Here is a 26,059-nt window from a genome sequence, read left to right as displayed (position 1 = left end):
AAGATGAACAGTAAGATTGCAATAATTGGGGTGGCTTGTCGGTTTCCCGGGGGCGCAAACAATCTTGGCGACTTCTGGCAACTGCTGCGCGACGAACGCGACGCAGTAACCGAAATCCCCGCCGACCGCTTCGGTACCGATTTCTACCAGCACCCGTCCAAACGCGAACCGGGCAAGAGCTACACGTTCGCGGCCGGCGTGCTCGACAACGTCGCCGGCTTCGACGCCGCGTTCTTCGGCATTTCCCCGCGCGAAGCGGCCCAGATGGACCCTCAGCAGCGCCTGCTGCTCGAACTCGCATGGGAAGCGTTCGAGGACGCCGGCGTGCGCCCGTCCGACATGCGCGGCAGCAACTGCGGCGTTTTTGTCGGCGCGGCCAGCATGGATTACGGCAACCGCAACATGGACGATCTGAACGTGATCGATCCGTATTCGGCGACCGGCAATACGCTGAGCATCGCGTCGAACCGCGTGTCCTATCTGTTCGACCTGCACGGCCCGAGCATGACGGTCGACACGGCCTGCTCGTCGTCGCTCGTCGCCCTTCATCAGGCCGTCAAGGCGCTGCAGTCCGGCGAAGCCGACGTGGCGCTCGCCGGCGGCGTCAACCTGCTGCTGCACCCGTTCGGCTTCGTCAGCTTCTCCAAGGCGTCGATGCTGTCGCCGCGCGGCCGTTGCCGCGCATTCGACGCGACCGGCGACGGCTACGTGCGCTCGGAAGGCGGTGCGGTCGTGCTGCTCAAGCCGCTTGATCGTGCGCTGGCGGACGGCGACACGGTCCATGCAGTGATCGCCGGCTCCGGCGTGAACTCGGTCGGCCACTCGCCGGGCGGGATCAGCGTGCCGGGCGCGGCCGCGCAGGCAGCGCTGCTGCGCAGCGTGTATGCACGCGCCGGCATCGATCCGCAGTCGCTCGCTTATCTCGAGGCGCACGGCACCGGTACGGCGGTCGGCGATCCGATCGAAGCGCGCGCGCTGATCGACGTCGTGTCGGGCGAGCGCCCGGCGGACCGTCCGCTGCTGATCGGCTCGGTGAAGACCAACATCGGCCACCTCGAAACGGCATCCGGCATGGCCGGCCTGCTGAAGGCCGTGCTGTGCCTGAAGCATCGCGCGGTGCCGCGCTCGCTGCACTTCGTCACGCCCAATCCCGGGATCGATTTCGACGGCGGGCGTCTGCGTGTCGTCGATCGCTACATGCCGCTCGACGCGGGCGGCGCGCCGCTGACGATCGGCGTCAACTCGTTCGGTTTCGGCGGAACGAACGCCCACGTCGTGCTGACCGAGGCGCCGGTCGCAAACGACGTGTCGACGGCAGCGCCCCAGCCGATTCCAGCGCAACCGTCGCCGCTCGTGCTGACGGCGCGCAGCGCGAATGCGCTCGCGGCGCTCGCAGGCCGCTATCTGGCCATGCTCGACGACGGCGCCGACTGGCAGGCGCTCGCCGGCGCGGCCGCGCGTCGACGTCAATGGTTCGAACATCGCGCGATCGTCGCGCCTGCCGACGTGACGGAAGGCCGTGCGGCGCTTGCGGCGCTCGCGCACCCGGCGCAGGAAGGGCTGCCGGCCTGCGTCGCAACCGGTCAGGCGCCCGCCGACGCGTTGCGCACCGCGCTCGTGTTCTCGGGCAACGGTTGCCAGTGGGTCGGGATGGGCAACGAACTTTATGCTGAGAACGCGGTTTTCCGTGCGGCGCTCGACGAAGTCGACGCGCTGTGGTGCGAGGACGGTAGCCCGTCGCTCGTCGACGTGATGCGCGGCGGCTCGAGCGCGGAATGGCTGGCCGGCGCGGGCGCCGAATGGCTCGCCGCGACGGAGAACGCGCAGCCGCTGCTGTTCGCGATCCAGGTCGGGATGATCCGCGTGATCGACGCACGCGGCATGCGTTACGACGCGGCGATCGGCCATAGCGTCGGTGAAATCGCCGCGGCGTGGGTGACGGGCGCGCTGTCGCTTGCCGACGCGGTGCGCGTGATCAAGATCCGCAGTCGCGCGCAGGCGATGACGCGCGGCAGCGGCCGGATGGCAGCCGTCGGCATCGGCGAGGCGGCGGCGCGCGAGCTGATCGCGCGCCACGGGCTGGCGCGCCGGGTCGAGGTGGCCGGCGTCAACAGCCCCGATGCGGTCACGCTCGCAGGCGAGCTGCAGGGCTTGCAGGCGCTGGAAGCGGCGCTGCGCGGCAGCGGCAAGTTCTTCCAGATGCTCGATCTCGACTATGCGTTCCACAGTAGCCACATGGATCGCATCGAGCCGGTGGTGCTGGCCGAACTGGCCGGCGTGCGGCCGCAACCGGGCAACGGCGCATTCGTGTCGACGGTGACCGGCGGCCCGTTGGCCGGCAACGAACTGGATGCGCGCTACTGGTGGCGCAACATCCGCGAGCCGGTGCGCTTCGGCGACGGCATCGCGCACTTGATCGAGCAGGGCGTCCGGCTGTTCATCGAAGTCTCGCCGCATTCGATCCTGCGCACGTACGTGAAGCAGGCGTTGACGGCGGCCGGCGTGACCGGCGTGGCGCTGCCGACGCTCAAGCGCGATCACGGCAGCGCGGCGACGCTGCGGCAAGCGATTCTCGCGGCGATCGCGCACGGCGCGGGCGTCGATCCCGACCGCTTCGCGCCCGGCGCGTCGCGTGCGGCATTGCCGTCCTATCCGTGGCAGCGCGACCGCTTCTGGCTCACGCCGACCGTCGAAGGCTACGGTCTCGTCGATCGTCGCCGCGAGCATCCGCTGCTCGGCTATCGCCTGCACGAACACGCATTCGGTTGGGAAAACCAGCTCGATCCGGCGAAGCTGCCGATGCTGGCCGATCACGTCGTCGACGGCGGCGTGGCGTTCCCGGGCGCCGGCTACGTGGAAATGGCGCTCGCCGCGGCGCGCACCTTCTTCGACACGCCGGATGCGGCGCTCGAAAACGTCGAGATCCGCACGCCGGTCGTGTTCCAGCCGCAGCAGGCGAAGCTGTTCCGGCTCGTGATCGAGCCGCGCACCGCGACGTTTACGATCGAGACGCGCGACCGGATGTCCGACGGCGCATGGGCGCTGAACGTGACGGGGCGGATGCTCGAAAGCGGCAACGCGCTCGGCGCCGCGAGCATCGTGCCGGCCGAGACGCTCGAGCGCCTGCTTGCGCTGCCGGCCGCCGACGGCGACACGCTGTATGCGAATACCGCGGCGATCGGCCTCGGCTACGGGCCGGCGTTCCGCTGGGTCCGGACCGTGCGGGTTGCCGCGGCCGAGGACGCCGCGCTGGCCGACGTCGCCGCGCCGGCCGCGTGCGGCGATGCGCGGGCGCTGTCCGCCTATCTGCTGCATCCGGCGCTGATGGACAGCGGGTTTCATCCGCTGTTCGCGCTGCTTGCCGCGCATGCGCGCGACGGCGAGCATCCGGCTTACGTGCCGGTGCAGATCGGCCGGGTCGATTATCTGCGCGGCGACACGGTCGCCCGCGTGCTCGCGCGGATCGAGCGGCGTAGCCCGCATTCGATCGTCGCGCATTTCGAATTCCTCGACGCGCAAGGCGCGATCGTGGCGCGGCTCGGCGCATGCCGGTTCCGGCGCGTGGACCTCGTCGGCCGTCGCCAGAACCTGCCTTCGCGTTTCGTCTACCGCCTCGAAGAGATGCCGTTGCCGAACGACGTCGACGCGGCCGGATTGCCGGCGCCCGACGCGCTGCTCGCGCAAGCCGTCGCGCGCGTCGATGCCGCCGGGCTCGACGGTCGCCGGACGCAGCATTTGACCGAAATCCTGCCGCTGCTCGACGTGCTGGCAAGCCTGTACGTGCTCCGCGCGTTCGATGCGCTCGGCGTGTTCGCCGGCACGTGGCAGCCCGCTCCGGAGCGGGCGGCGTTCGCTGCACGCCTGGCCGACATGCTCGTCGAGGATGGTCTTGCCGCGCGTGACGGCGCGCGCCTGGTGCGCGACGATGCGGCGTGCGCGGCGCTGCCGCCGCTCGACGATCTGTGGCGCGGGCTGCTGGCCGAATCGCCGGGGCACGTGGCCGAACTGACGTTGCTTGCGCATTGCGGCGCGGCGCTGCCCGACGTGCTGAGCGGCACGAAGGACGATGCTCGCTGGCTGTCGCCGACCGGGCACAGTCTGGTCGAGCAACTGCTTGCCGCATCGCCGACCTGGCAGCACGTGCATGCGCTGCTGGCGGCCGGCGTCGAGCAGGCGGTCGACGCGTGGCAGCCGACGCGCCGGCTGCGCGTGCTCGAACTCGGTGCGACGGACGGCGACGTATTGCAGACGCTCGGCATGCATCTCGCCGCCGCGCGCTGCGATCACACGATCGCCGCGACGGCCGGGCAACTGGCCGGATTCGATACGGATGCGCAAGCGACGGTGCGCACGGTGGCGTTGCAGCCGGGCGAACGCTTGTCGCTGTCCGCCGACGATGCCGGGCCTTATGACCTGATCGTCGCGAACCGCGCGTTGAGCGGTCGTCACGATCCGGCCGATGCACTGAATGCGATGCGGTCGTGGCTGGCGCCGGGCGGCTTGCTGCTGCTGGCGGAGTCGCGTCGCGGCCGCTTCTCCGACATCGTGTTCGCCGCGCAGGCGGCGGCGACGGAGGCCGATGCGCCCACGCCGCTGGCGCCGGCGGATCTCGAAGCGGCGCTGGCGCGCGCGGGCTACGTCGACGTCGTGCGGCATGTCGAGCAGGGGCTCGATCTGGATGGCACGCCGACGTTCGTCATCGCGCGCAACCCGGCGAGCACCTTGGCTGCGCGATGCGGCAGCGACGCGAGCGATTTCGATACGCTTGCCCGCAGCGAACGATGGCTCGTGATGCACGCGCCGGATGCGGCCGGCGGTTTCGGCGGGCGACTGGCCGATGCGCTCGCGCACGCGGGCTATCCGACCGATATCGTCGACGTCACGCATGCGGCCGACGCGATCGCGTCGTTGCCGGTCGGGCAGCCGGCGCATGTCGTGTTCTGCGCGCCGGAGACGCCGCTCGCCGATACGACGACGGGAGACGGCCTGATGGCCGCGCTGCGTCACGGCGTGATCGCGCTGGCCGCGCTCGTGCGCGCGCTCGGCGCGCAGCCGGACGCGGCCACGCGACTGACCGTCGTCACGCGCGGCGGCGCGCCGTTCGCCGGTGCCGCGAACGCGCATCCGGAACAGGCGACGCTGTGGGGCCTCGGTCGCGTGCTGGCGAACGAGCATCCCGAACTCGCGTGCCGGCTGATCGACGTCGATCGCACGGCGGACGGGATTCCCGATGCGCTGATTCGCGAGCTGACCGGCGCGGCGGTCGAGGAAGAAGTCGTACTGAGCGCACACGGGCGGCTGGTGCCGCGCATGCTGACGGCCGCGCAGGCCGCGGCGCGCAGCGACGGCGCGATGGCGCACGCGTCGGTGCTCGCGTTCGACGCACCGGGCTCGCTGCGCAATCTCGAATGGTTCGCGTTGCCGGAACGCGCGCTGGGCGACGACGAGGTGGAAATCGAGCCGGTTGCCACCGGCCTGAATTTCCGCGACGTGATGTATGCGATGGGGCTCCTGTCCGATGAGGCGGTCGAGACCGGCTTCGCGGGCGCGACGATCGGCATGGAACTGTCCGGCCGCGTCGTCCGGGTGGGCCGCGCGGTGACGGAATTCGCGCCGGGCGACGCGGTGCTCGGCTTCGCGCCGGCATCGTTCGCGACGCGCGTGCGGACGCGCGCGCAGGCCATCGCGCCGAAACCCGAACGCCTGTCGTTCGAGGAAGCGGCGACCGTGCCGACCACGTTCTTCACCGCGTACTACGCACTGGTTGAACTCGCACGGCTGCGTCGCGGCGAGCGCGTGCTCGTGCATGGCGGCGCGGGCGGCGTCGGGATCGCCGCGATCCAGTTGGCGCGCCACTTCGGCGCGGAAGTGTTCGCGACGGCCGGCAGCGACGAGAAACGCGAGTTCGTGCGCCTGCTCGGCGTCGATCACGTGCTCGATTCGCGCAGCCTGGCCTTCGCGGACGAGATTCGCGCGATGACGGGCGGCGAGGGCATCGACATCGTGCTGAATTCGCTCGCCGGCGAGGCGATGGTGCGCAGCATCGATACGTTGCGTCCGTTCGGCCGCTTCCTCGAACTCGGCAAGCGCGATTTCTACGAAAACAGTCATATCGGCCTGCGGCCGTTCCGCAACAACATCAGCTATTTCGGCATCGACGCCGACCAGTTGATGGGCGCGTTGCCGGCGCTGACCGCGCGACTGTTCGGCGAAGTGATGGCGCTGTTCTCGGCAGGCGTGCTGCATCCGTTGCCGTATCGCGCGTTCCCGGCCGAGCGGGCCGAGGATGCGTTCCGCTACATGCAGCAGGCGCGCCAGATCGGCAAGGTGCTCGTGACCTATCCGTCCGGCACGCCCGCGCCGACGCGCGGTGTCGCTCGAGCGGAGTCGTTCGCGCTCGATCCGCACGGCGCATACCTGGTGGTCGGCGGCACGGGCGGCCTGGGCTTCGCGAGCGCGCGCTGGATGGTCGAGCACGGCGCACGCCGGCTGACGCTGGCGAGCCGCTCCGGCGAACTCGCTGCGGCGGCGCGCGACGAGGTCGCGCGCTGGCGCGATACGCTCGGCGTCACCGTCGACGTCGTGTCGTGCGACGTGACCGATGCCGCGGCGGTCGACGCGATGATCGCCGCGATCGTCCGGCACGGCCTTCCGCTGAGGGGCGTGCTGCATTCCGCGATGTCGATCGACGACGGCCTCGTGCGCAATCTCGACGATGCGCGGATGGCCGCAGTGCTCGCGCCGAAGGTGGCCGGCGCATGGAACCTGCATCGCGCGACGCGCGGGCTGCCGCTCGACCTGTTCGTCGTCTATTCGTCGGCGACGACCTATCTCGGCAATCCGGGGCAATCGAACTACGTCGCGGCCAACACCTTCCTCGAGGCGCTGGTCGAACATCGTCGTGCGGCAGGCTTGCCCGGTACGTTCATGGCCTGGGGGCCGCTCGAGGACGTCGGCTTCCTCGCACGCCACGCCGATACGCGCGAAGCGTTGCAATCGCGGATCGGCGGCGCGTCGATCACGTCCGACGAAGCGATGGCCGCGCTCGAGCGCGTGCTGACCGCGGGCGCGGCCGGCGAAGCGGTGGTGCGGCTCGACTGGCACGCGGTCGCACGCGGGATGCCGGCCGCGAAGGCGCGCCGGTATGCGCTGCTGCAATCGCAGGCGAAGGGCGGCGATGCGCGCGACGGCGGCACGCAGCTGCGCGAAGAGGTGCTCGCGCTGCCGCGCGACGAAGCGGTCGCGCTGGTCGCGCGGACGCTGCAGGCGCAGATCGCGCGGATTCTGCACATGACGCCCGATCGCATCGCGCTCGACAAGTCGGTGCTCGACATGGGCATGGATTCGCTGATGGGGATGGAGCTCGGCCTCGCGGTCGAGGAAGCGTTCGAGGTCAAGCTGTCGGTGATGGCGATCGCCGAAGGCGCGTCGGTGACGACGCTGGCTGCGCGCATCGTCGATTCGATCGGCGCGTCGGCCGATACCGGCGTCGATGCCGTGTCGGCGACCGATGCCGCGCAAGAGGCCGTCGCGGCGCTCGCCGCGAAGCATGCGATCGACGGCGAAGCGCGCGCGATGCTCGATACGCGGCCGGCGCCGGTTGCCGGCCAGCCGTCGCTCGAGGTGGCGCGGTGAGCGCGCCGACCGGTTGGGCGACGCGGCAGGGCACGCTGGCGCGCCCGCTGACGATCGACGGGCACGGGTTGCACACGGGCCGCCGGGTCGCCGTGCGGATTCTGCCCGCGCGTCCGGCAGACGGCGTGACGGGCATCGTGTTTCGTCGGGTCGAGCACGGGCGCACGCTTGCGACGCTGCCCGTCGATCCCGCGCTGCGCCGTGCGCAGCCGCTCTGCACGATGCTGCGCAACGCCGACGGCATCGGCGTGCGTACGGTCGAGCACCTGCTTGCATCGCTGCTCGCCTGCGAAATCGATCATGCGATCGTCGAGCTCGACGCGGAAGAGGTGCCGATTCTCGACGGCAGCGCAACGCCATGGGTGGACGCGATCCGCGCGTGCGGCCGCGTTGCGCTCGATGCGCCGAAGCGCTTCATCCGCGTATTGCGGCCGGTCGTCGTCACGGACGGCGGTGGCGACCAGCGGCGCGAAATGCGACTCGAGCCCGCGCCGCGCTACGAACTGAGCGTGCGCAACGACCTGCGCGGCTTCGGCGACATGCATTGGGACGGCGCGCTGACGCCGGCCGCATTCGCGACCGACATCGCGCCGTCGCGCTCGTACGGGCGCGTGAAGTGGGCCGTGCCGGCGATCGTCGCCGGCTATCTGCGCGGCGTGCCGATCCTGCGCGGCGCGCGGCCGTCGTGCACCGCGTCGATCGTCGGCAATCGCGTGCTGGGCGGGATGCGGCTGCCGGAGGAGTTCGTCCGGCATCGCGTGCTCGACCTGATCGGCGATCTCGCGCTGGCCGGTGCGCCGCTGCTCGCGCGCGTGAGCGCGCTGCGGCCGAGCCACGAGATGAATTTCCGGCTGGTCGATGCGTTGCTGGCCACGCCCGATGCGTGGCAGTGGGCCGACTTTTCCGACGCGTGACACCACGCCTTTTAAAAATACGCGGCGTAACATAGCGTCTTTTCGAGATACAGCGAAGGAAGCAATGGCACTGGGAGAGCATCTTCGCCAGCAACTGGCGGCGAAAGCGCTGAAACGGCAACTGGAGCGCGCGACCGACGCCGCGGCGGCGCCCGGCGTGCCGGGCACGCCGGCGGCGCAGGCCACGTCGGCGCGCAGCCGCTTCGAATCGATGCCGCAGTATCAGCAGGTCCGGATCATGCGCGAGATGGGCGAGAAGCTGCGGGTCGACTCGCCGTTTTTCCGCGTGCACGACGGCGTCGCCGGAGCGACCACGCAGATCGGCGGCCGCGAATACCTGAACTTCGCGAATTACAACTACCTGGGCCTGGCCGGCGATCCGGCGGTGTCCGCGCGCGCGAAAGCCGCGATCGACCGCTACGGCACGTCGGCCTCGGCGAGCCGGATGGTCGCGGGCGAGCGGCCGGTGCAGCGCGAGCTCGAGCGGGCGCTGGCCGGCTTCTACGAGACCGACGACTGCGTCGCGTTCGTGAGCGGCCATGCGACCAACGTGACCGTGATCGGCGCGCTGTTCGGCCCGGGCGACCTGGTGGTCCACGACGCGCTCGCGCACAACAGCATCGTGCAGGGCGCGCAGTTGAGCGGCGCGAAGCGGCTGAGCTTCGCGCACAACGACTGGCAGGCGCTCGACGAGCTGCTGTCGCGCGTGCGCCGCGAATACCGGCACGTGCTGATCGCGATCGAAGGGCTGTACAGCATGGACGGCGATTTCCCCGACCTGCAGCGCTTCGTCGACGTGAAGACACGCCACGGGGCATTCCTGCTGGTCGACGAGGCGCATTCGCTCGGCGTGCTCGGCGCGACCGGCAAGGGCATCCGCGAGCATGCTGGCGTCGCGCCCGACCAGGTCGACATGTGGATGGGCACGATGAGCAAGACGCTGGCCGGTTGCGGCGGTTTCATCGCCGGCTGTCAGCCGCTCGTCGACATGCTGCGCCATCTGGCGCCGGGTTTCCTGTACAGCGTCGGGCTCGCGCCGACGCTCGCCGCGGCGTCGCTGGCTGCGCTCGAACGCCTGCAGGCCGAGCCGGAGCGCGTCGCGCAACTGCAGGCGCGCGGGCGGCAGTTCCTGACCGAGGCGCGTGCCGCCGGGTTGAATACGGGCACGAGCGCCGGGTATGCGGTCGTGCCGGTGATCACGGGTAGTTCGCTGAAGGCCGCCCAGTGGGCGAACGCGATGTTCGACGAAGGGATCAACGTGCAGCCGATCTTCTATCCGGCCGTCGAGGAAAAGGCCGCGCGGCTGCGCTTTTTCATCTGTTCGACGCATGAGCCGGAGCAGATCAGTCGGGCGGTTGCCGTGTTGTCGCGTCTTGCAGGGCGCAGTGCGTGACGCGGGGCGTCGCGGTTTCGCAAGCGGTTCCGCGCGCCGGTGAACCGGCGCGGTTTCGCGCGGCCGATGCGGATGACGCGGCAGCATGCGCGCCGCTCGTGTTTGCGTCCGGTGTGGCCGAATTCGGCTTCTTTCTTGGCGAAAGCGACGCGCGCTGCATCGCTTTCCTGCAACAGGCATTCCGGTCGCGCCACGGACGCTTCTCGTGGCGCCGGCATCGCGTCGCAGTCGCCGACGATGGCACGGTGCTCGCGGTGATGGCGATTCACGACGGGCGGCGGACGACGTTCGACGACGTGCACGTCGTGTGGGCATTGATGCGCTTCTTTGGGCTGCGCCGTACGATCGGCCAGCTGCTACGCGGGCTGGTGCTCGAGACAGAGATTCCGGCGCCGAAGCGTTCGCAGATTTTGATCGCACATTGCGCGACGGACGCGCGCCAGCGCGGCACGGGCATCTTCACCGCGCTGTTTCGCGACGCGCTCGATGCCGGCGCGTTGCCGGCCGACGGCAGCCGTGACGTCGTGCTCGACGTGCTGACGTGCAACGTGCGCGTCCGCGCGCTGTACGAACGCCTCGGGTTCGTGGCGCTACCGCGGCTGCGCGCGCGTTCGCGCAGGTTGCCGGGCGAGCTCGATTCGATTCGGATGCGGTTTGATCGTCGCGGCCAACCAAGACAGCGGGCCGATGTGGCGTAACGCGGACAGTTCAACCGCCGGTCGCCACAATAGCGCGCCGAAAAAGAAGAAGGGAGCGGGGGCGCTGGCGGCCCGATGGCCGCGCCAGTATCAGCCGTTCAACGGCAATTTCTGCATGATCGCGTGCACGCATTCCAGCGGACTTGCTTCGCCGGTGCGCACATGCACGTCGGGCAATACCGGTTTTTCATAGGTCGATTCGATGCCGGTGAACTGCCGAATGGTCCCTTGCCTTGCCAACGCATACAGCCCCTTGGGGTCGCGCGCTTCCGCCACATCCAGCGCGACGTCGACGAAGACTTCGAAAAACCTGCCCTGCGGAAAACGTGCGCGCGCTTTGGCGCGTGCCTCCCGGAACGGCGAGATCAGCGCAACGATGACGACGAGCCCCGCATCCACCATCAGGCGCGCGACCTCGGCCGTTCGACGAATGTTCTCGTGGCGGTCTGCGTCGCTGAATCCCAGGTCCTGATTCAATCCTTCGCGAAGCTGGTCGCCGTCCAGCAGGAAAGTCCGCAGGCCGCGCGTGTCGAGTTGTTCCTTCAGTAGATTCGAGAGCGTCGATTTGCCGGCACCGGAGACACCGGTGAGCCATACCACGAAGGCATGGTCCTGCTTCATGCTGGAAAGCACGGATTGGTCGCCCGTCAGCATGACAGGGAGTGGGTTTTGGAGATCTTGAGTCATCTCGGAGTCGATGTGCCGGTAGCTGCGTCGCTACTTTATTGTGATGCGGATTCATCCGTCGGCGAATTGTAACGTGCCTTTTCAAAATTCGTAACTTGAATATTTTAATCAGGAATAAGCGTTCGCCCTCTCGCGGCACGACGATGTGCGAGCCCTGTCCGTCAGGTAATGATTGCCGATTCGCCGTAATAATTCGAAATGACGGCGTGTCGCCGACGCGGTGGAAGGTGCGTACAATATCGCCCCCGTTTTATCGCCCGCTGGATTTTCGGTATGTCCCGATCACGCCCGTGCCACGAGGGCAATGGGGCAGACGATTTGCGTCGGAATTCGTTGGAAGAACGGTGACGATTGTTCGTCGACGTGTCGCGGAATTCCTCGTACCTATGTTGTCGCGCGTACGTCGATTATCGCCCTGGATTCCTGGCCGGAATCAAATCGCAAGAGTATTAATTTTTTATTCGGCGAAAATTTCAGTAGTGCGCAGGTCTGCTTTCGTCATGCGATTCCGTCGCTCATTATCGAATTGGGGAATTATCTCAGGCCCGTTGCCCGATCGTATTCGTCGGCAGATGATTCGTATCGCTTTCGATTGATTCGGCGGTACCGATCGCCGGTCCGTCAAAACGGATTGCCGCAACTGCCGTATCGCGCCGAAGTATTCGACACTTGGAATACGCCCGATTTCGTCAGGACTGCGGCATGTCACTTGTGCCGCGGCCCGAACGGCCGCTGCTGCACGTCGGCGCCGTGCGCGACGATCGCCATCCCCTCCGGCACTTCCTCCCACGCGCCGCGCAGGTCGACGAGCGGCTCCGACACGACCATGAACGCATCGTCGCCGGCTTCGGCGATGCGCGGGTTATGCGGATACAACTCGTGCAGGTGCTTGAACGACGTGCTGTGGAACAGCGATCGCGATTGCCGTTCGCTCGAGTAACGCACCGCGACGATCCGTTCGCCATCGGTCGCGCAGATCGTCATGTTGAGCGGATCGGCGACGCGATGCCGCGCGGCGGTTTCCTCCACTACGCCGACCATCCGTTCGAGCGCCGGCAGCGGCGCCTGCTCGAGACCGTACGTCAGCGCGAGACGGAACATCAGCTCGGAGTCGGTCGAGCCTTCGAGCGTCGGGAACAGCGCAGGATCGACCTTCATCGTCAGGTCGCGACGCAGCTTGTGGAAGTCGCGGATCAGCCCGTTGTGCGCGAACAGCCAGCGGCCGTGGCGGAACGGATGGCAGTTGGTTTCCTGCACGGGCGTGTCGGTTGCCGCGCGAATATGCGCGACGAACATTCGCGAGCGGATCGCACGCGCGGCTTCGCGCAGGTTGCGGTCGTTCCACGCGGGATGCACGGAGCGATAGCGGAACGGGAGTTCGTCGGGGTGCCCGTACCAGCCGATGCCGAAGCCGTCGCCGTTGGTGGTCGTCGCGCCCAGCTCCGAATGCAGGCTCTGGTCGATCAGCGAATGCTTCGCGCGGAACAGCACGGTTTCCAGATGGATCGGATTACCCGTATAGGCGAGCCAGCGGCACATGAAGCGCTCCTTCACGATGTGTATCGTTCGCGCATGGTAGCCGACTCCGCGACGCTTACGCGCCCAGGCGCGTCACCCGCACGCGCTTCGTACATCGCCGTCCGCGCGATGCGCGATCGCCCGGCCATGCGGCCGGGCGCAACACGACAAATACGGTGCGGCCCGACGGTCGTGCCGCAGCCGCCGGCTCAATCGCCGAGCGCGTCCATCACACGCGCCGAATAGACGAGCGCCGCGCCCGCATTCAACGCAATCGCGACGCCGAGCGCTTCCGCCACTTCCTCCTTGGTTGCGCCATGCTTGGCCGCTTCGGCCGTATGCACGGCGATACAGCCGTCGCAGCGCGTCGTGACGGCCACCGCGAGCGCGATCAGTTCGCGTGTCTTCGCGTCGAGATGGCCGGTCTTGGCGCCTGCGCCGGACAGCGCCTTGTAGCCGGCCAGCGTATCGGGCGACAGCTTGGCGATGTCGCCGATACGCGTCGAGAGTTCCTTCCGGTATTCGTTCCAGTTCAGCATGATGCGTCCTTGTCGAGAAGAGTGAGGAGGGCGGCGGGTGCCGCGATCTCGGGCGATGCAGGGCTATTCTGAGCGCTCGCGCTGATAGTTTCGATACGCTAGAGTGTCGATTTTTAGCGCAATCGTCTCATGGATGCATTGAGTCAACTGCTGTCGCTCGGTCGCAGCCATGTCGAGCTCGACGTGCGCTGCCTGCTCGACGGCCCGTTCGCGATGCCGCACGACCCGCTGCCGCCCGGCGAGGCGGCGTTCCATCTGGTGCTGGCCGGAACCTGCCGGCTGCGTGCCGCCGACGGGCGCACGCTGGAACTCGCGGACGGCGATTTCGTACTGCTGCCCGCCGGTGGCGCGCACGACCTGCTCGACGCGGCGGGCAGCCGGTCGAAGCCGCTCGTGCCGCTGCGCGATTCGAGTGCCGGCGACGGCGCGGTGCTGCCGATCAAGTCGAATCTCGATCCGGCCGAACCGGGCAGCGCGAGCGTGGATCTGCTCTGCGGACGGTTCGTCTATGCGCGCGGCGCGGGCGAACTGCTGATGCGCACGCTGCCGCAGGTGTTGCACGTCGGCTTGCGCGACGCATCGGGCGCCGCGCCGCTGCAACTGCTGACGAGCGTGCTGCGTACCGAAGCGTCGAACATGCAGCCGGGCGCCGGCGCGATCGTGAACGCGCTTGGGCAGACGCTGCTCGCGTATGCACTGCGTGCATACGGCCGCGGCGCGCGCGTGCCGTCCGGCTGGCTCGCGCTGGCGGCCGATGCGCGCCTCGGCCCGTCGGTCCGGGCCGTGCTGCAGGCGCCGGCGCAACCGTGGACGGTCGAATCGCTCGGCGCCGCGGCGGCGATGTCGCGCGCGACCTATGCGAGGCATTTCCGCGAGAAGGCCGGGATGAGCGTCGGCGCGTTCGTCGCGCAGATCAGGATGATGCATGCGTGCGCGCTGCTGCAGGACACGCAGCGCGGGCAGGCGGAAATCGGGCAGGCGGTCGGCTACCAGTCCGAGGCCGCATTCGGCAAGGCGTTTCGCGCGGTGCTCGGCACGACGCCGGGGCGCTGGCGGCGCGCGGCGCGAAACGTGAACCTGCGAGCGCGCGCGTCGTGACGCGCGCCAAAGCTGCTACCATGCGCAAAACGCTGTTCAACGAAAACGATTTCGAACAACAAGAAAGAGAGGGCAAAGCAATGAACCAGACCACCATCCAGCAACCGTCGTTCGCGTTCGTGGCCGCGTCGTGGGCCGCGCTGCTCGCCGGTTTCGCGGCATTCCTGATCGGGCTCTGGAACGCCGGCATGCAGCTCAACGAGAAGGGCTACTACTTCACCGTGCTGGTGTTCGGCCTCTATGCGGCGATCTCGCTGCAGAAGAGCGTGCGCGACCGCGCGGAAGGCATTCCCGTCACCGGCATCTACTACGGTCTCAGCTGGATCGCGCTGCTGCTGTCGATCGCGCTGCTGATCGTTGGCCTGTTCAACGCGACGCTTCAATTGAGCGAGAAGGGCTTTTACGCGATGTCGTTCGTGCTCGCGCTGTTCGGTTCGGTGGCCGTGCAGAAGAACACGCGCGATTTGCAGAACGCGAAGCCGCGCTATACCGACGCCGATTCCGCGCCGTCGATCCAGGAGTGAAGGCACGCGCCGCGGGCGCTCGCCGAGGCCGCCCGTTGCGCGATGAGGTCTGCGGCGGAACGTATCCATCGGGGCGCCGCAGCGCGACCGTCCGTTCGTTTCATCCATGCCGTCGCGCAGGGCGATGGTGATGTTCTGGATACCGAACTTTGTGGCCGTACTGAGTACGTGCGACGGTTGGGTTGTGTGACAAGTCCGGCGGGGCCTATGGCGAGCCTATCGGGGACGTCGGAGTGCGACACAAAAGCGGCAGACGCAAAAAAGCCTCCGCGAAGGAGGCTTTTTTGCACTATCGAAGATAGTTGGTAGGGTGGGAGGGACTCGAACCCTCGACTCTCTGATTAAAAGTCAGATACTCTAACCAACTGAGTTACCACCCCACGTTCTTGAAACTGGTCGGTTCGTTGCTTCAGCAACTTGGGCAACGACCTAAAGAGCAAAAGATTATAGCGACGGGTTGCAGGGCTGTCAACAACCCGTCACGATAATTATTTGATCGTTTCGAGCTTGCCCTGGGCCGTCTGCGCCGCGTTCGACCCGGCGTACTGCGACACGACCTGCTCGAACGTCTTCTTCGCGGCCGCCTTCTGGCCTTGCTCGAGCTGGTTCGTGCCGATCGCCACGAGGGCGTCGGCCGCGCGCGGGTGCTGCGGGAACTTGCTGACGATCCCTTGCCACGTCGCGGTCGAACCGCGGTAGTCGCGCAGCGCGTATTGCGCGTTGCCGTACCAGTACTGCGCGGTCGGCTGATAGGGGCTCTGCGGATACTTCGCGATGAACGCACGGAACGACGCCGCCGCCGCCTTGAAGTTGCCGTTGCGGAACTGCTGCTGCGCCGCGCTGAGCGCATCCGTTTCACCCGGCTGCACGGTGCCTTCGACACCATCGATCGTCGCCTGCTGCGGCTCGAACTTCTTGAGCCGCGTGTCGAGATCCTGGTAGTACTCCTTCTGCTGCCGCTCGAGCGTCGTCAGCCGGTTCGTCAGATCCTCGTTCTCGCCGCGCAGCGTCGCGACCTGCTGATTCAGCTGGTCGATACGGCCGGATTGATCGAGGATCGTACGCTGGGCGGCCGACAACTGGCTCGACAGGTTGTCGCTCTTGCTGCGCAGATCGAGTACGGCACGGCGCGCTTCGTTGTCGTCGAACATGCCGGCGTGCGCCGGCGCGGCCGACCACGCCGCGCCCGCGACGCAGAATGCTGCGGCAACGCGCAGCCAGGTTAAACGGTGCGTCATACGGCGATTCTTCCGTTACTTACTGTTGGTAGACGAGGTCGGCGCGACGGTTCTGCGCCCACGATGCTTCGTCGTGACCCGTTGCCTGCGGCTTTTCCTTGCCGAGGCTCACGGCTTCCATTTGCGAATCGTTCACGCCGAGCAGGGCCATCGCACGGCGCACGGCTTCCGCACGCTTCTGGCCCAGCGCGAGGTTGTACTCGCTCGTGCCGCGTTCGTCGGTGTTGCCCTGGATCAGCACGTGGCGTTGCGGGTGGCTCTTCAGGTACTGCGCGTGCTGCTGCATCAGCGGCTGGTACTCGTCCTTCACCGAATAGCTGTCGAAATCGAAGTAGATGCTGCGCTTCGCGAGCGGGCTGTTCGGGTCGTTCAGCGGATCGACGTTCACTTGCGCGACATTGTCGGCGCTCGGCTGCGTGCTGACCGCGCCCGCGTTGTTCGCCTTGTCGTCGAGCTTCACGCCCGACTTGCACGCTGCGAGCGCGCTGATCATCATCACGGCCAGGGCCAGACGAGCTTTATTCGACATCATGGTTACTCTCCTTGTGGTCATTGCATGAAGGGCCCCCACGACGGCTCGCGAACGGAGCCGCCCTGGACGGACAGGATCTGTGGCGGCGCGCTGCCGTCGGAGGGCACTGCAGCCAGAACGTTGCGACCGCCCGACTGGGTCGCGTACAGAAGGTACTGGCCGTTTGCCGCGAAGCTCGGCGATTCGTCGCGATTGGTGTTCGTGATGGCGTTCGCCGCGCCGGTCTGCAGATCCTGAACGTACAGCTTGAAGCCCCCACCCGTGCGGGAGATGTAAGCGAGCAGCTTGCCGTCCGGGCTCACGCGCGGGCTCGTGTTGTAGCTGCCGGTGAAGGTCACGCGCTGTGCGGCGCCGGCGCTTTCGCCCTGTGCGGGCATCCGGTAGATTTGCGGCGCACCGCCACGGTCGCTCGTGAAGTAGATCCAGCGGCCGTCCGGCGAGTAGAACGGTTCGGTATCGATCGAGCTGCTCTGCGTGAGACGGCGCAGGCCGCCGCCGTTCGCGTTGACCGTATAGATTTGCGTATTGCCCGTCAGCGACAGCGCGACCGCGAGCGTGTTGCTGTCCGGCGACCATGCCGGTGCGCTGTTGTTGCCCTTCTGGTCGGAGACCATGTAGCGTTTGCCGGTCGGCAGGTCATGGATGTAGACGATCGGCTTCTTGCGCTCGAACGACACGTACGCGACCTTCGTGCCGCTCGGCGACCAGGCCGGCGAGATGATCGGTTCGGTGCTCGACAGCGCGATGCGTGCGTTCTGGCCGTCCGAATCCGAAATCTGCAGCTGGTAGCGGTTACCGGTCTTGATCACGTACGACAGGCGCGTGGCGAACACGCCGCGCACGCCGAGCAGCTTCTGGTAGATGTAGTCGGCGATCTTGTGGCCGGCCGTGCGCAGCGTGGTGTCGGTGGCCGTCAGCGACAGGCCGCCGAGGCTTTGCTGCTTCACGGTGTCGTACAGGATGAAGTTGACCTTGTACTGGCCGTTTGCGTCGCGGTTCACGCTGCCGGCCACGAACGCATTCGCGCCCTTGGCCTTCCATGCGCCGAGATCGACAGATGCGGTCTCCGGCACGGGCGTGCTGCCGGCGTCGATGTTGGTGAATTTGCCGCTGCGGGCGAGGTCGGCGCGAACGATCGACGTGACCTGCTGCGGCAGGTTCGCCTCGTTCGTGAAATTCGCGGTGGCGATGGGGAACTGGGTCGACCCGACACCGGTGATCAGCACGTTGACCTGGGCGTTAGCGGCGCTGCCGGCCGTAATCAGACACGAGGCCACGAGTGCCCTGAAACCTAGCTTTGTCATCAAACTCATGCTTCTTGCTTCCCGTATGGCTTGGATCGCTGCGCAACGGCAGAGACAGTAAAAATACCCGATTCGTTCCCATCTGACAGCGACGCCCGGAGTGTAAGCGCATTTCGTTTCACTCCGCCGCCTTGAAGGTGATCGTAATGTCAGACGGGGTACGACCGTTAGAATCGGGCGGCAACGGGACCGATGCGTGGATCGCATTGACCACGGCTTGATCCCACCCCGAATTCCCGCTCGAGCGGGAGACCGATGCGCTCAATACGTCACCGGACGGCGTGCACCGAATCTTGACGACGGTAGTCAGGCCTGCCCGCTCGCCGCCCCAAACGATGTTCGGCTTGACGCGGCGGCGCACCTTGTCGGCATAGCCGGGCGTGGCGGCATTGCCGCCGGAGCCCGTGCCCGTGCCGCTTTTCGCGAGGCCTTCGCCGCCGCCTTCGCCGGCGCCGGACAGCCCCTGCAACTGCGCGAGGCGGGCACTGCGCTCGCGGTCGAGCTTCGCGTTCGCTGCCGCATTGGCCTTCGCGCGCGCCGCGGCTTCGGCCTTCGCCTTGGCCTGCGCTTCCGCCTTTGCCTTCGCGGCTGCGTCGGCCTTTGCCTTCGCCGCCTGCTGCGCTTCGAGCTGAGCCTGCTTTTGCTGCTGGAGTTTCTGCTGTTCGAGCTTCTGCTGCTCGGCGAGCTGCTGTTGCTTGAGTTTCTCGGCCTGCTTCTGTTTGTCGCGTTCCGCGGCTTTCTGGGCGGCGAGCGCGGCGGCCTGTTGCGCGGCGAGCTGTGCGCGGCGCGCCTCCTCTTCCTGCTGGGCCTTCAGTTGCTGCGCGCGGCGTTGCTGCTCGAGCTGCGCTTCGCGCGCGGCCGCTTCCTGCTGACGCTTCTTCTGCTGCAGCGCGATGTCGGCCTGTTCGTCGCGCACCGGGGGAGGGGGCGGCGCGACCTTCGCGGGCGGCGTGGGCGCGACGACGGGCCGCGGCGCGGGGACGTCGGGTACTTCGGTCCACAGCTCGGCTTCGGCGCCGGCCGGCGTGCTGTTCTGCCACTGCACGCCGTGATAGAGGAACAGCGCGAGCAGCACGTGCATCAGCGCGGCGAGCGCGAACGCGCGCCACGTCCCACGCTCGCGGGGAGGCTGGAGCGGGTACGCGGATCTGCGCGTGGATTGCTGCCGGTTCATTGCGATTTGACGAGGAGGCCGACGCGCTTGACGCCGCGCGCCTTCAGATCGGACATCACGGTCATGACGGCATCGTACTGCACGGTCTTGTCGGCGGCGATCACGACCGGCTGGTCAGGGTGATCGGCCTGCCGGGCCGAGATGAAGCTGTCGAGCTCGGCCTTCGTCATCGTGTCTTCCTGGGTCGCGCCCGAGTCGCCCTTGTACTTGACGCTCATCGTGCGGTCTGCCTTGATGTTGACGACGACGGGCGGCGTCTGCTCCTGCGGCGCGGCGTTGCCGACGGTCGGCAGATTGATGATCGACGGCGCGACGAGCGGTGCGGTGACCATGAAGATCACGAGCAGCACCAGCATCACGTCGATGTACGGCACGACGTTGATGTCGGCCATCGCGCGGCGCGAGCGGCCGCCGCGCATGCTGGATCGGATGGGGCTTCCTGCCATGGCGCGCTCCTTACTGGGCCTGACGCTGCAGGATGTTCGAGAACTCTTCGATGAAGGTCTCGAAGCGGATCGCGAGGCGGTCGATGTCATGCGCGTAGCGGTTGTACGCGACCACCGCCGGAATCGCGGCGAACAGGCCGATCGCGGTGGCGACGAGCGCTTCGGCGATACCGGGCGCGACGTTCGCGAGCGTGGCCTGCTGCACGTTCGCAAGGCCGCGGAACGAGTTCATGATCCCCCAGACCGTGCCGAACAGACCGATGTACGGGCTGACCGAGCCGACCGACGCGAGGAACGCGAGGTTGGCTTCGAGCACGTCCATTTCACGCTGGAACGACGCGCGCATCGCGCGGCGCGCACCGTCGAGCACGAGGCCCGGATCGCTGAGGCGTTTTTCCTTCGCCTTGAGGAATTCGCGCATCCCCGATTCGAAGATCCGCTCGAGCGCGCCGATCGTGTGGCGGTTGTTGGCTGCGCTCTGGTACAGCGCCTGTAGGTCGCCGCCCGACCAGAAATCCTTCTCGAAGCGTTCGGTTTGCGCGCGCGCGCGGCGGATCGCGAACCACTTGCGGAAGATGAAGGTCCACGACATCAGCGACAGCAGCAGCAGCAGTCCCATCACGGCCTGGGCCAGCACGCTCGCGTTGAGGACGAGGGAAATGATCGACAGGTCTTGAGCAGTATTCATAGAGGTTTGAGTAACGTCCCTTCGGGAGTGCCCGGCAAGGGCGTCCGGTGTGCGTGCGGCGCGGCGCGCCGGCCATGCCTGACGCCGAACCTTGCTTAGTATCGAATCAGAACGGCAAGTTCATAGGCTGTGTCTAAACGGCGCTCATGCGAGCTTCGTTGACAGGTCAGCCTGCCCGGCGTCGTCGATGACGGGCCCGCGTTGCAGCGCGTCGAGCACGGCCGGCGGGATGGCCGCGGGCCGGATGCCGTGACGGTCGACGCAGCCGAGGCGGATGTGCCCGGCCACGAGCAGCGTGTCGCCACACCAGGCTTCCTGCGTGAATTCCACCGACGCGCGGCCGATGCGTCCGGGCCGGCTCGTGATCGTCAGCGTGTCGTCGAGTCGCGCCGGCGCGCGGTAGTCGAGCGACGTGCTGCGCACGATGAAGATCGCGCCGGTATCGTCGGCGAGCCGGCGCTGGTCGACGCCGCACGCGCGAAGCCACTCGGTGCGGGCGCGCTCGAAGAACTTCAGGTAGTTGGCATAGAAGACGATGCCGCCTGCATCGGTATCCTCGTAGTACACGCGCACCGGCCAGGTAAAGCCGGACGGCGCTTCCGGGGAGCGGGTAGGCTGAGTCATGGCGCGCATTCTACCGGAACGCAGGAACCGGATTCGTTACGGTTTCGTAACGGAATGTAGTGCGACGCGGCACACCGCGGGCCGGCCGGAGGCGGCCGCGGTCGTGCGCAATGCGTCAGCCGCGATGGATCGCGAGGCCGGCCGGCGCCTGGGCGACCGGCATCATCTCGATCGTATTGATGTTCACGTGCGCCGGGCGCGTCGCGATCCAGTAGATCGTGTCGGCGATGTCCTCGGACGTGAGCGGCTGGACGTTCTGGTACACGTTCGCCGCCTTCGCGTCGTCGCCGCGGAAGCGGACGTTCGAGAATTCCGTGCCGCCGCACAGGCCCGGCTCGATGTCGGTCACGCGCAACGGCGTGCCGATCAGGTCGGCGCGCAGGTTCAGACTGAATTGTCGGACAAAAGCCTTGGTTGCGCCGTATACGTTTCCGCCCGGATACGGATAGGTGCCGGCAACCGAACCGAGGTTGAAGATATGGCCGCGGCCGCGCTCGATCATGCCGGGCAGCAGCGCATGCGTGACGGTCACGAGGCCCGAGCAGTTCGTATCGATCATGGTCTGCCATTCGTCGAGGCTGGCCTTATGGGCCGGCTCGACGCCAAGCGCGAGGCCGGCGTTGTTGACGAGCACGTCGAGCGCCGCGAATTCGGCGGGAAGGGCGGCCGGCACGGCTTCGACGGCCGCGCGGTCGCGTACGTCGAGCTCGAGCGGCAGAAGGGCATCGCCGAGCTCGGCGGCGAGCGCATCGAGACGATCCTTGCGGCGCGCGGTCGCGACCACGCGGTGGCCTCCCTTCACGAAGGCACGGGAGATGGCGGCGCCGAAACCGGCGGACGCGCCTGTGACGAACACGATCATTACTGCTCCTGGTCGGTGACGTGATAGCGGGTGGAATCCTGCAAGCCTACTGAGAATGCCGCACCGCGGCAAGGCGACGAAGCGTTTCGGCACGGGCGCGTAAAACCTGGCCCCAATTGATTCGGGCGCCCCGCCGCGCGGTTGCCTATTCATGACGCATCCAATACACTAATGCGCTCATCACCCCTGCGTGACTGGCGATAGAACCCTTCGGGTTCAAGGTGGAGCATCCCACCGTGAAGCGCGGGGCGCTGTTTTTGCCGTTCGCCTGGGCAGCCGTTGTGTGCCGTCGCGTGCATCGCCGGTGGCTGTCCTGCCTCGCGTCATACGGATTCTTCCGCCACGTCGAGCTGGTCTCGCCAGCAGCGCACCGTACTTGGCCACTCCGGTCAACCTGTACACACTTAACGGAAACCGTATGTTTGACAGAGCCCAAAGCACCATCGCGAACGTCGATCCCGAAATCTTTGCAGCGATCGAGCAGGAAAACCGCCGCCAGGAAGATCACATCGAGCTGATCGCGTCGGAAAACTACACGAGCCCGGCCGTGATGGCCGCGCAGGGCTCGCAGCTCACGAACAAGTACGCGGAAGGGTATCCGGGCAAGCGCTACTACGGCGGCTGCGAGTACGTCGACGTGGTCGAGCAGCTGGCGATCGACCGTGTGAAGCAACTGTTCGGCGCGGAAGCGGCGAACGTGCAGCCGAACTCCGGTTCGCAGGCGAACCAGGGCGTGTTCTTCGCGATGCTCAAGCCGGGCGACACGATCATGGGCATGAGCCTCGCGCATGGCGGCCACCTGACGCACGGCTCGCCGGTGAACATGTCGGGCAAGTGGTTCAACGTGGTGAGCTACGGCCTGAACGAAAACGAAGACATCGACTATGACGCGGCCGAGCAGCTCGCGCAGGAACACAAGCCGAAGCTGATCGTCGCGGGCGCGTCGGCGTTTGCGCTGAAGATCGATTTCGAGCGTCTGGCGAAGATCGCGAAGTCGGTCGGCGCGTACCTGATGGTCGACATGGCCCACTACGCAGGCCTGATCGCGGCGGGCGTGTACCCGAACCCGGTGCCGCACGCGGATTTCGTGACGACGACGACGCACAAGAGCCTGCGCGGCCCGCGCGGCGGCGTGATCCTGATGAAGGCCGAGTACGAGAAGCCGATCAACTCGGCGATCTTCCCGGGGATCCAGGGCGGCCCGCTGATGCACGTGATCGCGGCGAAGGCCGTGGCGTTCAAGGAAGCGCTGTCGCCGGAGTTCAAGGAATACCAGCAGAAGGTCGTCGAGAACGCGCGCGTGCTGGCCGAAACGCTGGTGAAGCGCGGCCTGCGCATCGTGTCGGGCCGTACGGAAAGCCACGTGATGCTGGTCGATCTGCGTGCGAAGAACATCACGGGCAAGGCCGCCGAAGCGGCGCTCGGCGCGGCGCACATCACGGTGAACAAGAACGCGATCCCGAACGACCCGGAAAAGCCGTTCGTGACGAGCGGCATCCGTCTCGGTTCGCCGGCGATGACGACGCGCGGCTTCGGGCCGGCGGAAGCCGAGCAGGTGGGCAACCTGATTGCCGACGTGCTGGAGAACCCGGAAGACGCAGCGACGATCGAGCGCGTACGCGCGCAGGTCGCCGAGCTGACCAAGCGTTTCCCGGTCTACCGCTGATCGCCGATGCGCTGCCCGTTCTGCCGGCATGACGACACGCAGGTCGTTGACTCGCGCGTGTCCGAAGATGGCGCCGCGATTCGGCGGCGCCGTCGCTGCTCGGCTTGCGACAAGCGTTTCACGACGTACGAGCGGGTCGAGTTGTCCCTGCCGTTCGTCGTGAAGAAGGACGGCAGTCGCACGGAATTCGACCGTCGCAAGATCGTCGCCAGCATGCAACTCGCGCTGCGCAAGCGGCCGGTTGCCGCCGACGCGATCGATGCGGCGGTCGCCCGTATCGAATATCAACTGCTCGCGACTGGCGAGCGCGAAGTGCGTAGCGAGAAGCTGGGCGAACTCGTGATGAACGAGTTGCGCGGCCTCGATACGATCGCCTATGTGCGCTTCGCATCGGTGTATCGCCAGTTCGAGGACGTTTCCGAATTTGCCGACGTGATCGAAGAGTTCCGTCGCACCTCTCCCGCCAAGACCCCACGTAAGCGCTGACGCGCTGCGTTCGTTCATCGTCTGCTCCGTTGATTCGATTCGCGCCGATTGTGTCGGCTGCGATCGCATGTCGCCAGTCGGCCGTTCGGCCAATGGCGCGCGTCCGCACGCGCCGCTACAGTCGTCGCATTACCGTGGCGGAGGACGATTGCGATGGAACTGGGCGCCCAATCCTTGAAGAATGTGGTGCAACGACCGGGCGGATTCACGCTCGTCGAGCTGATGGTCGCCATGTCGCTGGCGGCGGGGCTCGCGCTCTATGCGGTGCCCACGTTCGACCAGTGGCGCATGCGCGAACGGGTGGATGCCCGTTCGCGTGCGCTGCTCGGTGCGCTGTCGTTTGCGCGTGCCGAGGCAACGCGTCTCGGCACGCGCGTCACGCTGTGCCGTGCCGGGCGCGACGGTGTCTGTCTGCGCGCCGGCGAGCGATGCGAACCGGCCGAATGGTCGTGCGACTGGCTCGTCAGCGGGCTGGTCGACGGGCAATCGCGTGTGCTGCGACGCTACCCGCGCGATGCCGAAGTGGCCGTTTCGGGCGCCGCACATGAGCTTGCGTTTGCGCCGCCGGTCGGACAGTCGGTCGGCGGAATCCGGCGTTTCGAGGTGCGTCCGCGGCGCAGCGTGTCCGGCGCCGACGATGCGCACGCGTCGCGTTGCGTGCGGATTGCGGCAGGCGGCCGCGCGCGAGTGGTCGCCGGCCGTTGCGACGCGGTGTGATCGCCATGCGCGATGCCATGCGCGGTACGTCGTTGATCGAGGCGACGCTGGCCATCGCGTTGCTCGCCACCGTCATGCTGGCAGTCGCCGGCAGCCAGCTCGCGATGGCGCGTGCGCAGCGCGCGACGATCTGGCGCGAACGCGCGCTGTGGCTGGCCGACGCGCGTATCGAGCGCCTGCATGCTGCGGCCGCGGCCGACGACGGCCTCGCGGCGCTGGCGGCGGCGTCGTTGCCGGATGGCGCGATGACACTCGCCGGTGGGCCGGGCAGCGTCCGATATGCGATTGTCCGCTGGCGTGGCGGCAATGGAAGCGCGCCGCCGCGCTGCGACGCGGCGGGAACGTCGACGCGACCGCCATCGTGTGTCCGGATGCCATTTCGCGAGCGGGCAGGCGATGAACACTGATCGCCGTACGCGTGGGCATACGCTGCTCGAAGTGCTGATCGCGATGACCGTCGGGCTTCTCGTGCTCGCGGCGGCCGGTGCGTTATACCACGCACAGCGCATTGCGCAGCGTCGCGCGGAAGATGGGTTCAGGATGCGCGACGCGGCCACGACCGCGCTGATGCTGATCGGTCAGCAGCTCCAAATCGCAGGATTCCGGCCGCTCGATGCCGAAGCGGTATCGTCGTTGCCGCCGGTGTTCGGGTGTTCGGCGGCGCGCGTGCGGGGGAGCGGCGCACAGGTGCGCTGCGAGCCCTCGCGCCTGTCATCGGACGCGTTGCTGATCCGGTATGTCGGCGATGCCGTATCGACGTGGGCGACGGTGAGCGGTCAGGCGACGGATTGCCTCGGGCAGGGTGTCGGCGTGCCGGGCGAACCGGCGCCGGTGGAGAATCGCTTCGACGCGCATATCAGTCCGTCGACGGGCGAGCCCGAACTGTATTGCGAAGGAAGCGGTCGGCCGGGTACGCCGCAGCCCGTCGTGGCGGGAATCGATCAATTGCGCATGCGCTATCTGCGTCGCGGCGCCACGCAGTTTGTCGACGCCGATGCGATACGTGCCGACGACTGGCGCGAGGTCGTGGCCGTGCATGTCTGCGTGCGGGCGCGCGGCGAGCCGATGCGCGAACCGACGCGGCATGTCGACTGCGACGGTCGCGCCGCCTTGGCGCCGGACGGTCGTGCACGTTTGACGCTTGATCGAATCGTCGCGTTGCGGAACGTCGCGCTCCCATCCGACGTTGCGTTGCATGATGCAACGCGAGCAAGCGGGGTGGCGCGATGAGCGGAGCAGCGCAGTATGCGCGGGACACCCTCTCCCGATGCGTTGACCCAGGCCACGCGCATGAGCGCACGGTCGCGCGCGGCGAC

22 protein-coding genes, 1 tRNA gene and 1 riboswitch are annotated in these 26,059 nt (G+C 67.4%); of the genes, 11 read left to right on the top strand and 12 right to left on the bottom strand.

The features are described from left to right. Positions 1-3: 3 nt before the first annotated feature. The 4 genes from WS95_RS14940 to WS95_RS14925 all read left to right on the top strand — a co-directional run bounded on the left by WS95_RS14940 (position 4) and on the right by WS95_RS14925 (position 10,640). Positions 4-7,635 carry a type I polyketide synthase gene (locus WS95_RS14940; RefSeq protein WP_059824452.1) on the top strand — a complete coding sequence of 2,544 codons (7,632 nt, stop codon included), beginning with the start codon at positions 4-6 and terminating at the stop codon, positions 7,633-7,635. Beyond that, positions 7,632-8,549 carry a UDP-3-O-acyl N-acetylglycosamine deacetylase gene (locus tag WS95_RS14935; protein WP_059824450.1) on the top strand — a complete coding sequence of 306 codons (918 nt, stop codon included), beginning with the start codon at positions 7,632-7,634 and terminating at the stop codon, positions 8,547-8,549. The genes WS95_RS14940 and WS95_RS14935 overlap by 4 nt, the downstream gene beginning before the upstream one ends. A 64-nt stretch (positions 8,550-8,613) precedes the next feature. Next, the gene (locus WS95_RS14930; RefSeq protein ID WP_059824449.1) at positions 8,614-9,942 is read left to right on the top strand and encodes an aminotransferase class I/II-fold pyridoxal phosphate-dependent enzyme; all 1,329 of its coding nucleotides are present in this window, start codon (positions 8,614-8,616) and stop codon (positions 9,940-9,942) included. Next, complete coding sequence (locus WS95_RS14925) at positions 9,939-10,640, top strand: GNAT family N-acetyltransferase (protein WP_034206508.1); 702 nt, start codon at positions 9,939-9,941, stop codon at positions 10,638-10,640. Before WS95_RS14930 ends, WS95_RS14925 begins: the two co-directional genes overlap by 4 nt. Before the next feature lie 90 nt (positions 10,641-10,730). Here WS95_RS14925 and cysC read toward each other — a convergent pair whose 3' ends face one another. From cysC to WS95_RS14910, 3 genes are all read right to left on the bottom strand, one after another. Then, a complete protein-coding gene (gene cysC / locus WS95_RS14920) occupies positions 10,731-11,294 on the bottom strand; it encodes an adenylyl-sulfate kinase (RefSeq protein ID WP_059824447.1) in 564 nt (187 codons plus the stop codon). A gap of 738 nt (positions 11,295-12,032) precedes the next feature. Beyond that, positions 12,033-12,866 (bottom strand): class II glutamine amidotransferase, encoded by an 834-nt coding sequence (locus WS95_RS14915; RefSeq protein ID WP_059824618.1) that lies wholly within the window; start codon positions 12,864-12,866, stop codon positions 12,033-12,035. Positions 12,867-13,054: 188 nt separating this feature from the next. Continuing rightward, complete coding sequence (locus tag WS95_RS14910) at positions 13,055-13,384, bottom strand: carboxymuconolactone decarboxylase family protein (protein WP_006484989.1); 330 nt, start codon at positions 13,382-13,384, stop codon at positions 13,055-13,057. 129 nt (positions 13,385-13,513) lie between these two features. Here WS95_RS14910 and WS95_RS14905 point away from each other — a divergent pair, with 129 nt between their 5' ends. Together WS95_RS14905 and yiaA are read left to right on the top strand one after the other, a co-directional pair. After that, a complete protein-coding gene (locus WS95_RS14905; RefSeq protein ID WP_059824445.1) occupies positions 13,514-14,482 on the top strand; it encodes a cupin domain-containing protein in 969 nt (322 codons plus the stop codon). Positions 14,483-14,562: 80 nt separating this feature from the next. Further along, a complete protein-coding gene (yiaA, locus tag WS95_RS14900; protein WP_059642197.1) occupies positions 14,563-15,006 on the top strand; it encodes an inner membrane protein YiaA in 444 nt (147 codons plus the stop codon). A 303-nt stretch (positions 15,007-15,309) separates the two neighbouring features. Here the strand turns inward: yiaA and WS95_RS14895 are convergent. The 9 genes from WS95_RS14895 to WS95_RS14855 all read right to left on the bottom strand — a co-directional run bounded on the left by WS95_RS14895 (position 15,310) and on the right by WS95_RS14855 (position 21,874). Then, a tRNA-Lys gene (locus WS95_RS14895) sits at positions 15,310-15,386 on the bottom strand. 108 nt (positions 15,387-15,494) lie between these two features. Continuing rightward, positions 15,495-16,244, bottom strand: coding sequence for a tol-pal system protein YbgF (gene ybgF / locus WS95_RS14890; protein ID WP_011544679.1), 750 nt, complete (start codon positions 16,242-16,244; stop codon positions 15,495-15,497). A 19-nt stretch (positions 16,245-16,263) separates the two neighbouring features. Further along, positions 16,264-16,776, bottom strand: coding sequence for a peptidoglycan-associated lipoprotein Pal (pal, locus tag WS95_RS14885; RefSeq protein WP_006484980.1), 513 nt, complete (start codon positions 16,774-16,776; stop codon positions 16,264-16,266). A gap of 17 nt (positions 16,777-16,793) precedes the next feature. Then, entirely contained in the window at positions 16,794-18,089 is a 1,296-nt protein-coding gene (gene tolB / locus WS95_RS14880; protein WP_034206517.1) for a Tol-Pal system beta propeller repeat protein TolB, read from the bottom strand. Between the two features lie 109 nt (positions 18,090-18,198). Next, entirely contained in the window at positions 18,199-19,254 is a 1,056-nt protein-coding gene (gene tolA, locus WS95_RS14875; RefSeq protein WP_034206518.1) for a cell envelope integrity protein TolA, read from the bottom strand. After that, positions 19,251-19,700: a protein TolR gene (gene tolR, locus WS95_RS14870; RefSeq protein ID WP_006484943.1), complete on the bottom strand. Its 450-nt coding sequence runs from the start codon at positions 19,698-19,700 to the stop codon at positions 19,251-19,253. The genes tolA and tolR overlap by 4 nt, the downstream gene beginning before the upstream one ends. A gap of 10 nt (positions 19,701-19,710) precedes the next feature. Then, positions 19,711-20,388: a protein TolQ gene (gene tolQ, locus WS95_RS14865; protein WP_027783647.1), complete on the bottom strand. Its 678-nt coding sequence runs from the start codon at positions 20,386-20,388 to the stop codon at positions 19,711-19,713. Between the two features lie 144 nt (positions 20,389-20,532). Continuing rightward, positions 20,533-21,021: a tol-pal system-associated acyl-CoA thioesterase gene (gene ybgC, locus WS95_RS14860; protein ID WP_059824444.1), complete on the bottom strand. Its 489-nt coding sequence runs from the start codon at positions 21,019-21,021 to the stop codon at positions 20,533-20,535. Between the two features lie 106 nt (positions 21,022-21,127). Then, complete coding sequence (locus tag WS95_RS14855) at positions 21,128-21,874, bottom strand: SDR family NAD(P)-dependent oxidoreductase (RefSeq protein WP_034206520.1); 747 nt, start codon at positions 21,872-21,874, stop codon at positions 21,128-21,130. 180 nt (positions 21,875-22,054) lie between these two features. After that, positions 22,055-22,155: riboswitch (ZMP/ZTP riboswitch) on the top strand. A gap of 137 nt (positions 22,156-22,292) precedes the next feature. Here WS95_RS14855 and glyA point away from each other — a divergent pair. From glyA to WS95_RS14830, 5 genes are all read left to right on the top strand, one after another. Then, complete coding sequence (glyA, locus tag WS95_RS14850; RefSeq protein ID WP_034206521.1) at positions 22,293-23,540, top strand: serine hydroxymethyltransferase; 1,248 nt, start codon at positions 22,293-22,295, stop codon at positions 23,538-23,540. 6 nt (positions 23,541-23,546) lie between these two features. Further along, a complete protein-coding gene (gene nrdR / locus WS95_RS14845) occupies positions 23,547-24,026 on the top strand; it encodes a transcriptional regulator NrdR (RefSeq protein WP_034206522.1) in 480 nt (159 codons plus the stop codon). 153 nt (positions 24,027-24,179) lie between these two features. Continuing rightward, on the top strand, positions 24,180-24,743 hold the full coding sequence (locus WS95_RS14840) for a GspH/FimT family pseudopilin (RefSeq protein WP_059824442.1): 564 nt from the start codon (positions 24,180-24,182) through the stop codon (positions 24,741-24,743). A gap of 5 nt (positions 24,744-24,748) precedes the next feature. Further along, a complete protein-coding gene (locus WS95_RS14835; RefSeq protein ID WP_082746922.1) occupies positions 24,749-25,150 on the top strand; it encodes a type IV pilus modification PilV family protein in 402 nt (133 codons plus the stop codon). Continuing rightward, positions 25,140-25,973, top strand: a complete 834-nt coding sequence (locus tag WS95_RS14830; RefSeq protein WP_059824439.1) for a type IV pilus assembly protein — start codon at positions 25,140-25,142, stop codon at positions 25,971-25,973. Before WS95_RS14835 ends, WS95_RS14830 begins: the two co-directional genes overlap by 11 nt. Positions 25,974-26,059: the final 86 nt, after the last annotated feature.

Origin of the sequence: Burkholderia sp. MSMB1826, from assembly GCF_001526325.1 — a bacterium.
Taxonomy (GTDB): Bacteria; Pseudomonadota; Gammaproteobacteria; order Burkholderiales; family Burkholderiaceae; genus Burkholderia.
This window is presented reverse-complemented; position numbering and strand designations above follow the sequence as displayed.

What these genes read in the sequence shown, in the direction of transcription:
- WS95_RS14840 (WP_059824442.1), top strand. Translation starts at nt 24,180, where the DNA reads ATGGAACTGGGCGCCCAATCCTTGAAGAATGTGGTGCAACGACCGGGC.
- WS95_RS14910 (WP_006484989.1), bottom strand. Translation starts at nt 13,384, where the DNA reads ATGCTGAACTGGAACGAATACCGGAAGGAACTCTCGACGCGTATCGGC.
- ybgF (WP_011544679.1), bottom strand. Translation starts at nt 16,244, where the DNA reads ATGACGCACCGTTTAACCTGGCTGCGCGTTGCCGCAGCATTCTGCGTC.
- cysC (WP_059824447.1), bottom strand. Translation starts at nt 11,294, where the DNA reads ATGCTGACGGGCGACCAATCCGTGCTTTCCAGCATGAAGCAGGACCAT.
- yiaA (WP_059642197.1), top strand. Translation starts at nt 14,563, where the DNA reads ATGAACCAGACCACCATCCAGCAACCGTCGTTCGCGTTCGTGGCCGCG.
- WS95_RS14930 (WP_059824449.1), top strand. Translation starts at nt 8,614, where the DNA reads ATGGCACTGGGAGAGCATCTTCGCCAGCAACTGGCGGCGAAAGCGCTG.
- WS95_RS14835 (WP_082746922.1), top strand. Translation starts at nt 24,749, where the DNA reads ATGCGCGATGCCATGCGCGGTACGTCGTTGATCGAGGCGACGCTGGCC.
- WS95_RS14940 (WP_059824452.1), top strand. Translation starts at nt 4, where the DNA reads ATGAACAGTAAGATTGCAATAATTGGGGTGGCTTGTCGGTTTCCCGGG.
- nrdR (WP_034206522.1), top strand. Translation starts at nt 23,547, where the DNA reads ATGCGCTGCCCGTTCTGCCGGCATGACGACACGCAGGTCGTTGACTCG.
- WS95_RS14915 (WP_059824618.1), bottom strand. Translation starts at nt 12,866, where the DNA reads ATGTGCCGCTGGCTCGCCTATACGGGTAATCCGATCCATCTGGAAACC.
- tolR (WP_006484943.1), bottom strand. Translation starts at nt 19,700, where the DNA reads ATGGCAGGAAGCCCCATCCGATCCAGCATGCGCGGCGGCCGCTCGCGC.
- WS95_RS14855 (WP_034206520.1), bottom strand. Translation starts at nt 21,874, where the DNA reads ATGATCGTGTTCGTCACAGGCGCGTCCGCCGGTTTCGGCGCCGCCATC.
- ybgC (WP_059824444.1), bottom strand. Translation starts at nt 21,021, where the DNA reads ATGCGCGCCATGACTCAGCCTACCCGCTCCCCGGAAGCGCCGTCCGGC.
- tolB (WP_034206517.1), bottom strand. Translation starts at nt 18,089, where the DNA reads ATGAGTTTGATGACAAAGCTAGGTTTCAGGGCACTCGTGGCCTCGTGT.
- WS95_RS14830 (WP_059824439.1), top strand. Translation starts at nt 25,140, where the DNA reads ATGAACACTGATCGCCGTACGCGTGGGCATACGCTGCTCGAAGTGCTG.
- WS95_RS14905 (WP_059824445.1), top strand. Translation starts at nt 13,514, where the DNA reads ATGGATGCATTGAGTCAACTGCTGTCGCTCGGTCGCAGCCATGTCGAG.
- tolA (WP_034206518.1), bottom strand. Translation starts at nt 19,254, where the DNA reads ATGAACCGGCAGCAATCCACGCGCAGATCCGCGTACCCGCTCCAGCCT.
- tolQ (WP_027783647.1), bottom strand. Translation starts at nt 20,388, where the DNA reads ATGAATACTGCTCAAGACCTGTCGATCATTTCCCTCGTCCTCAACGCG.
- pal (WP_006484980.1), bottom strand. Translation starts at nt 16,776, where the DNA reads ATGATGTCGAATAAAGCTCGTCTGGCCCTGGCCGTGATGATGATCAGC.
- glyA (WP_034206521.1), top strand. Translation starts at nt 22,293, where the DNA reads ATGTTTGACAGAGCCCAAAGCACCATCGCGAACGTCGATCCCGAAATC.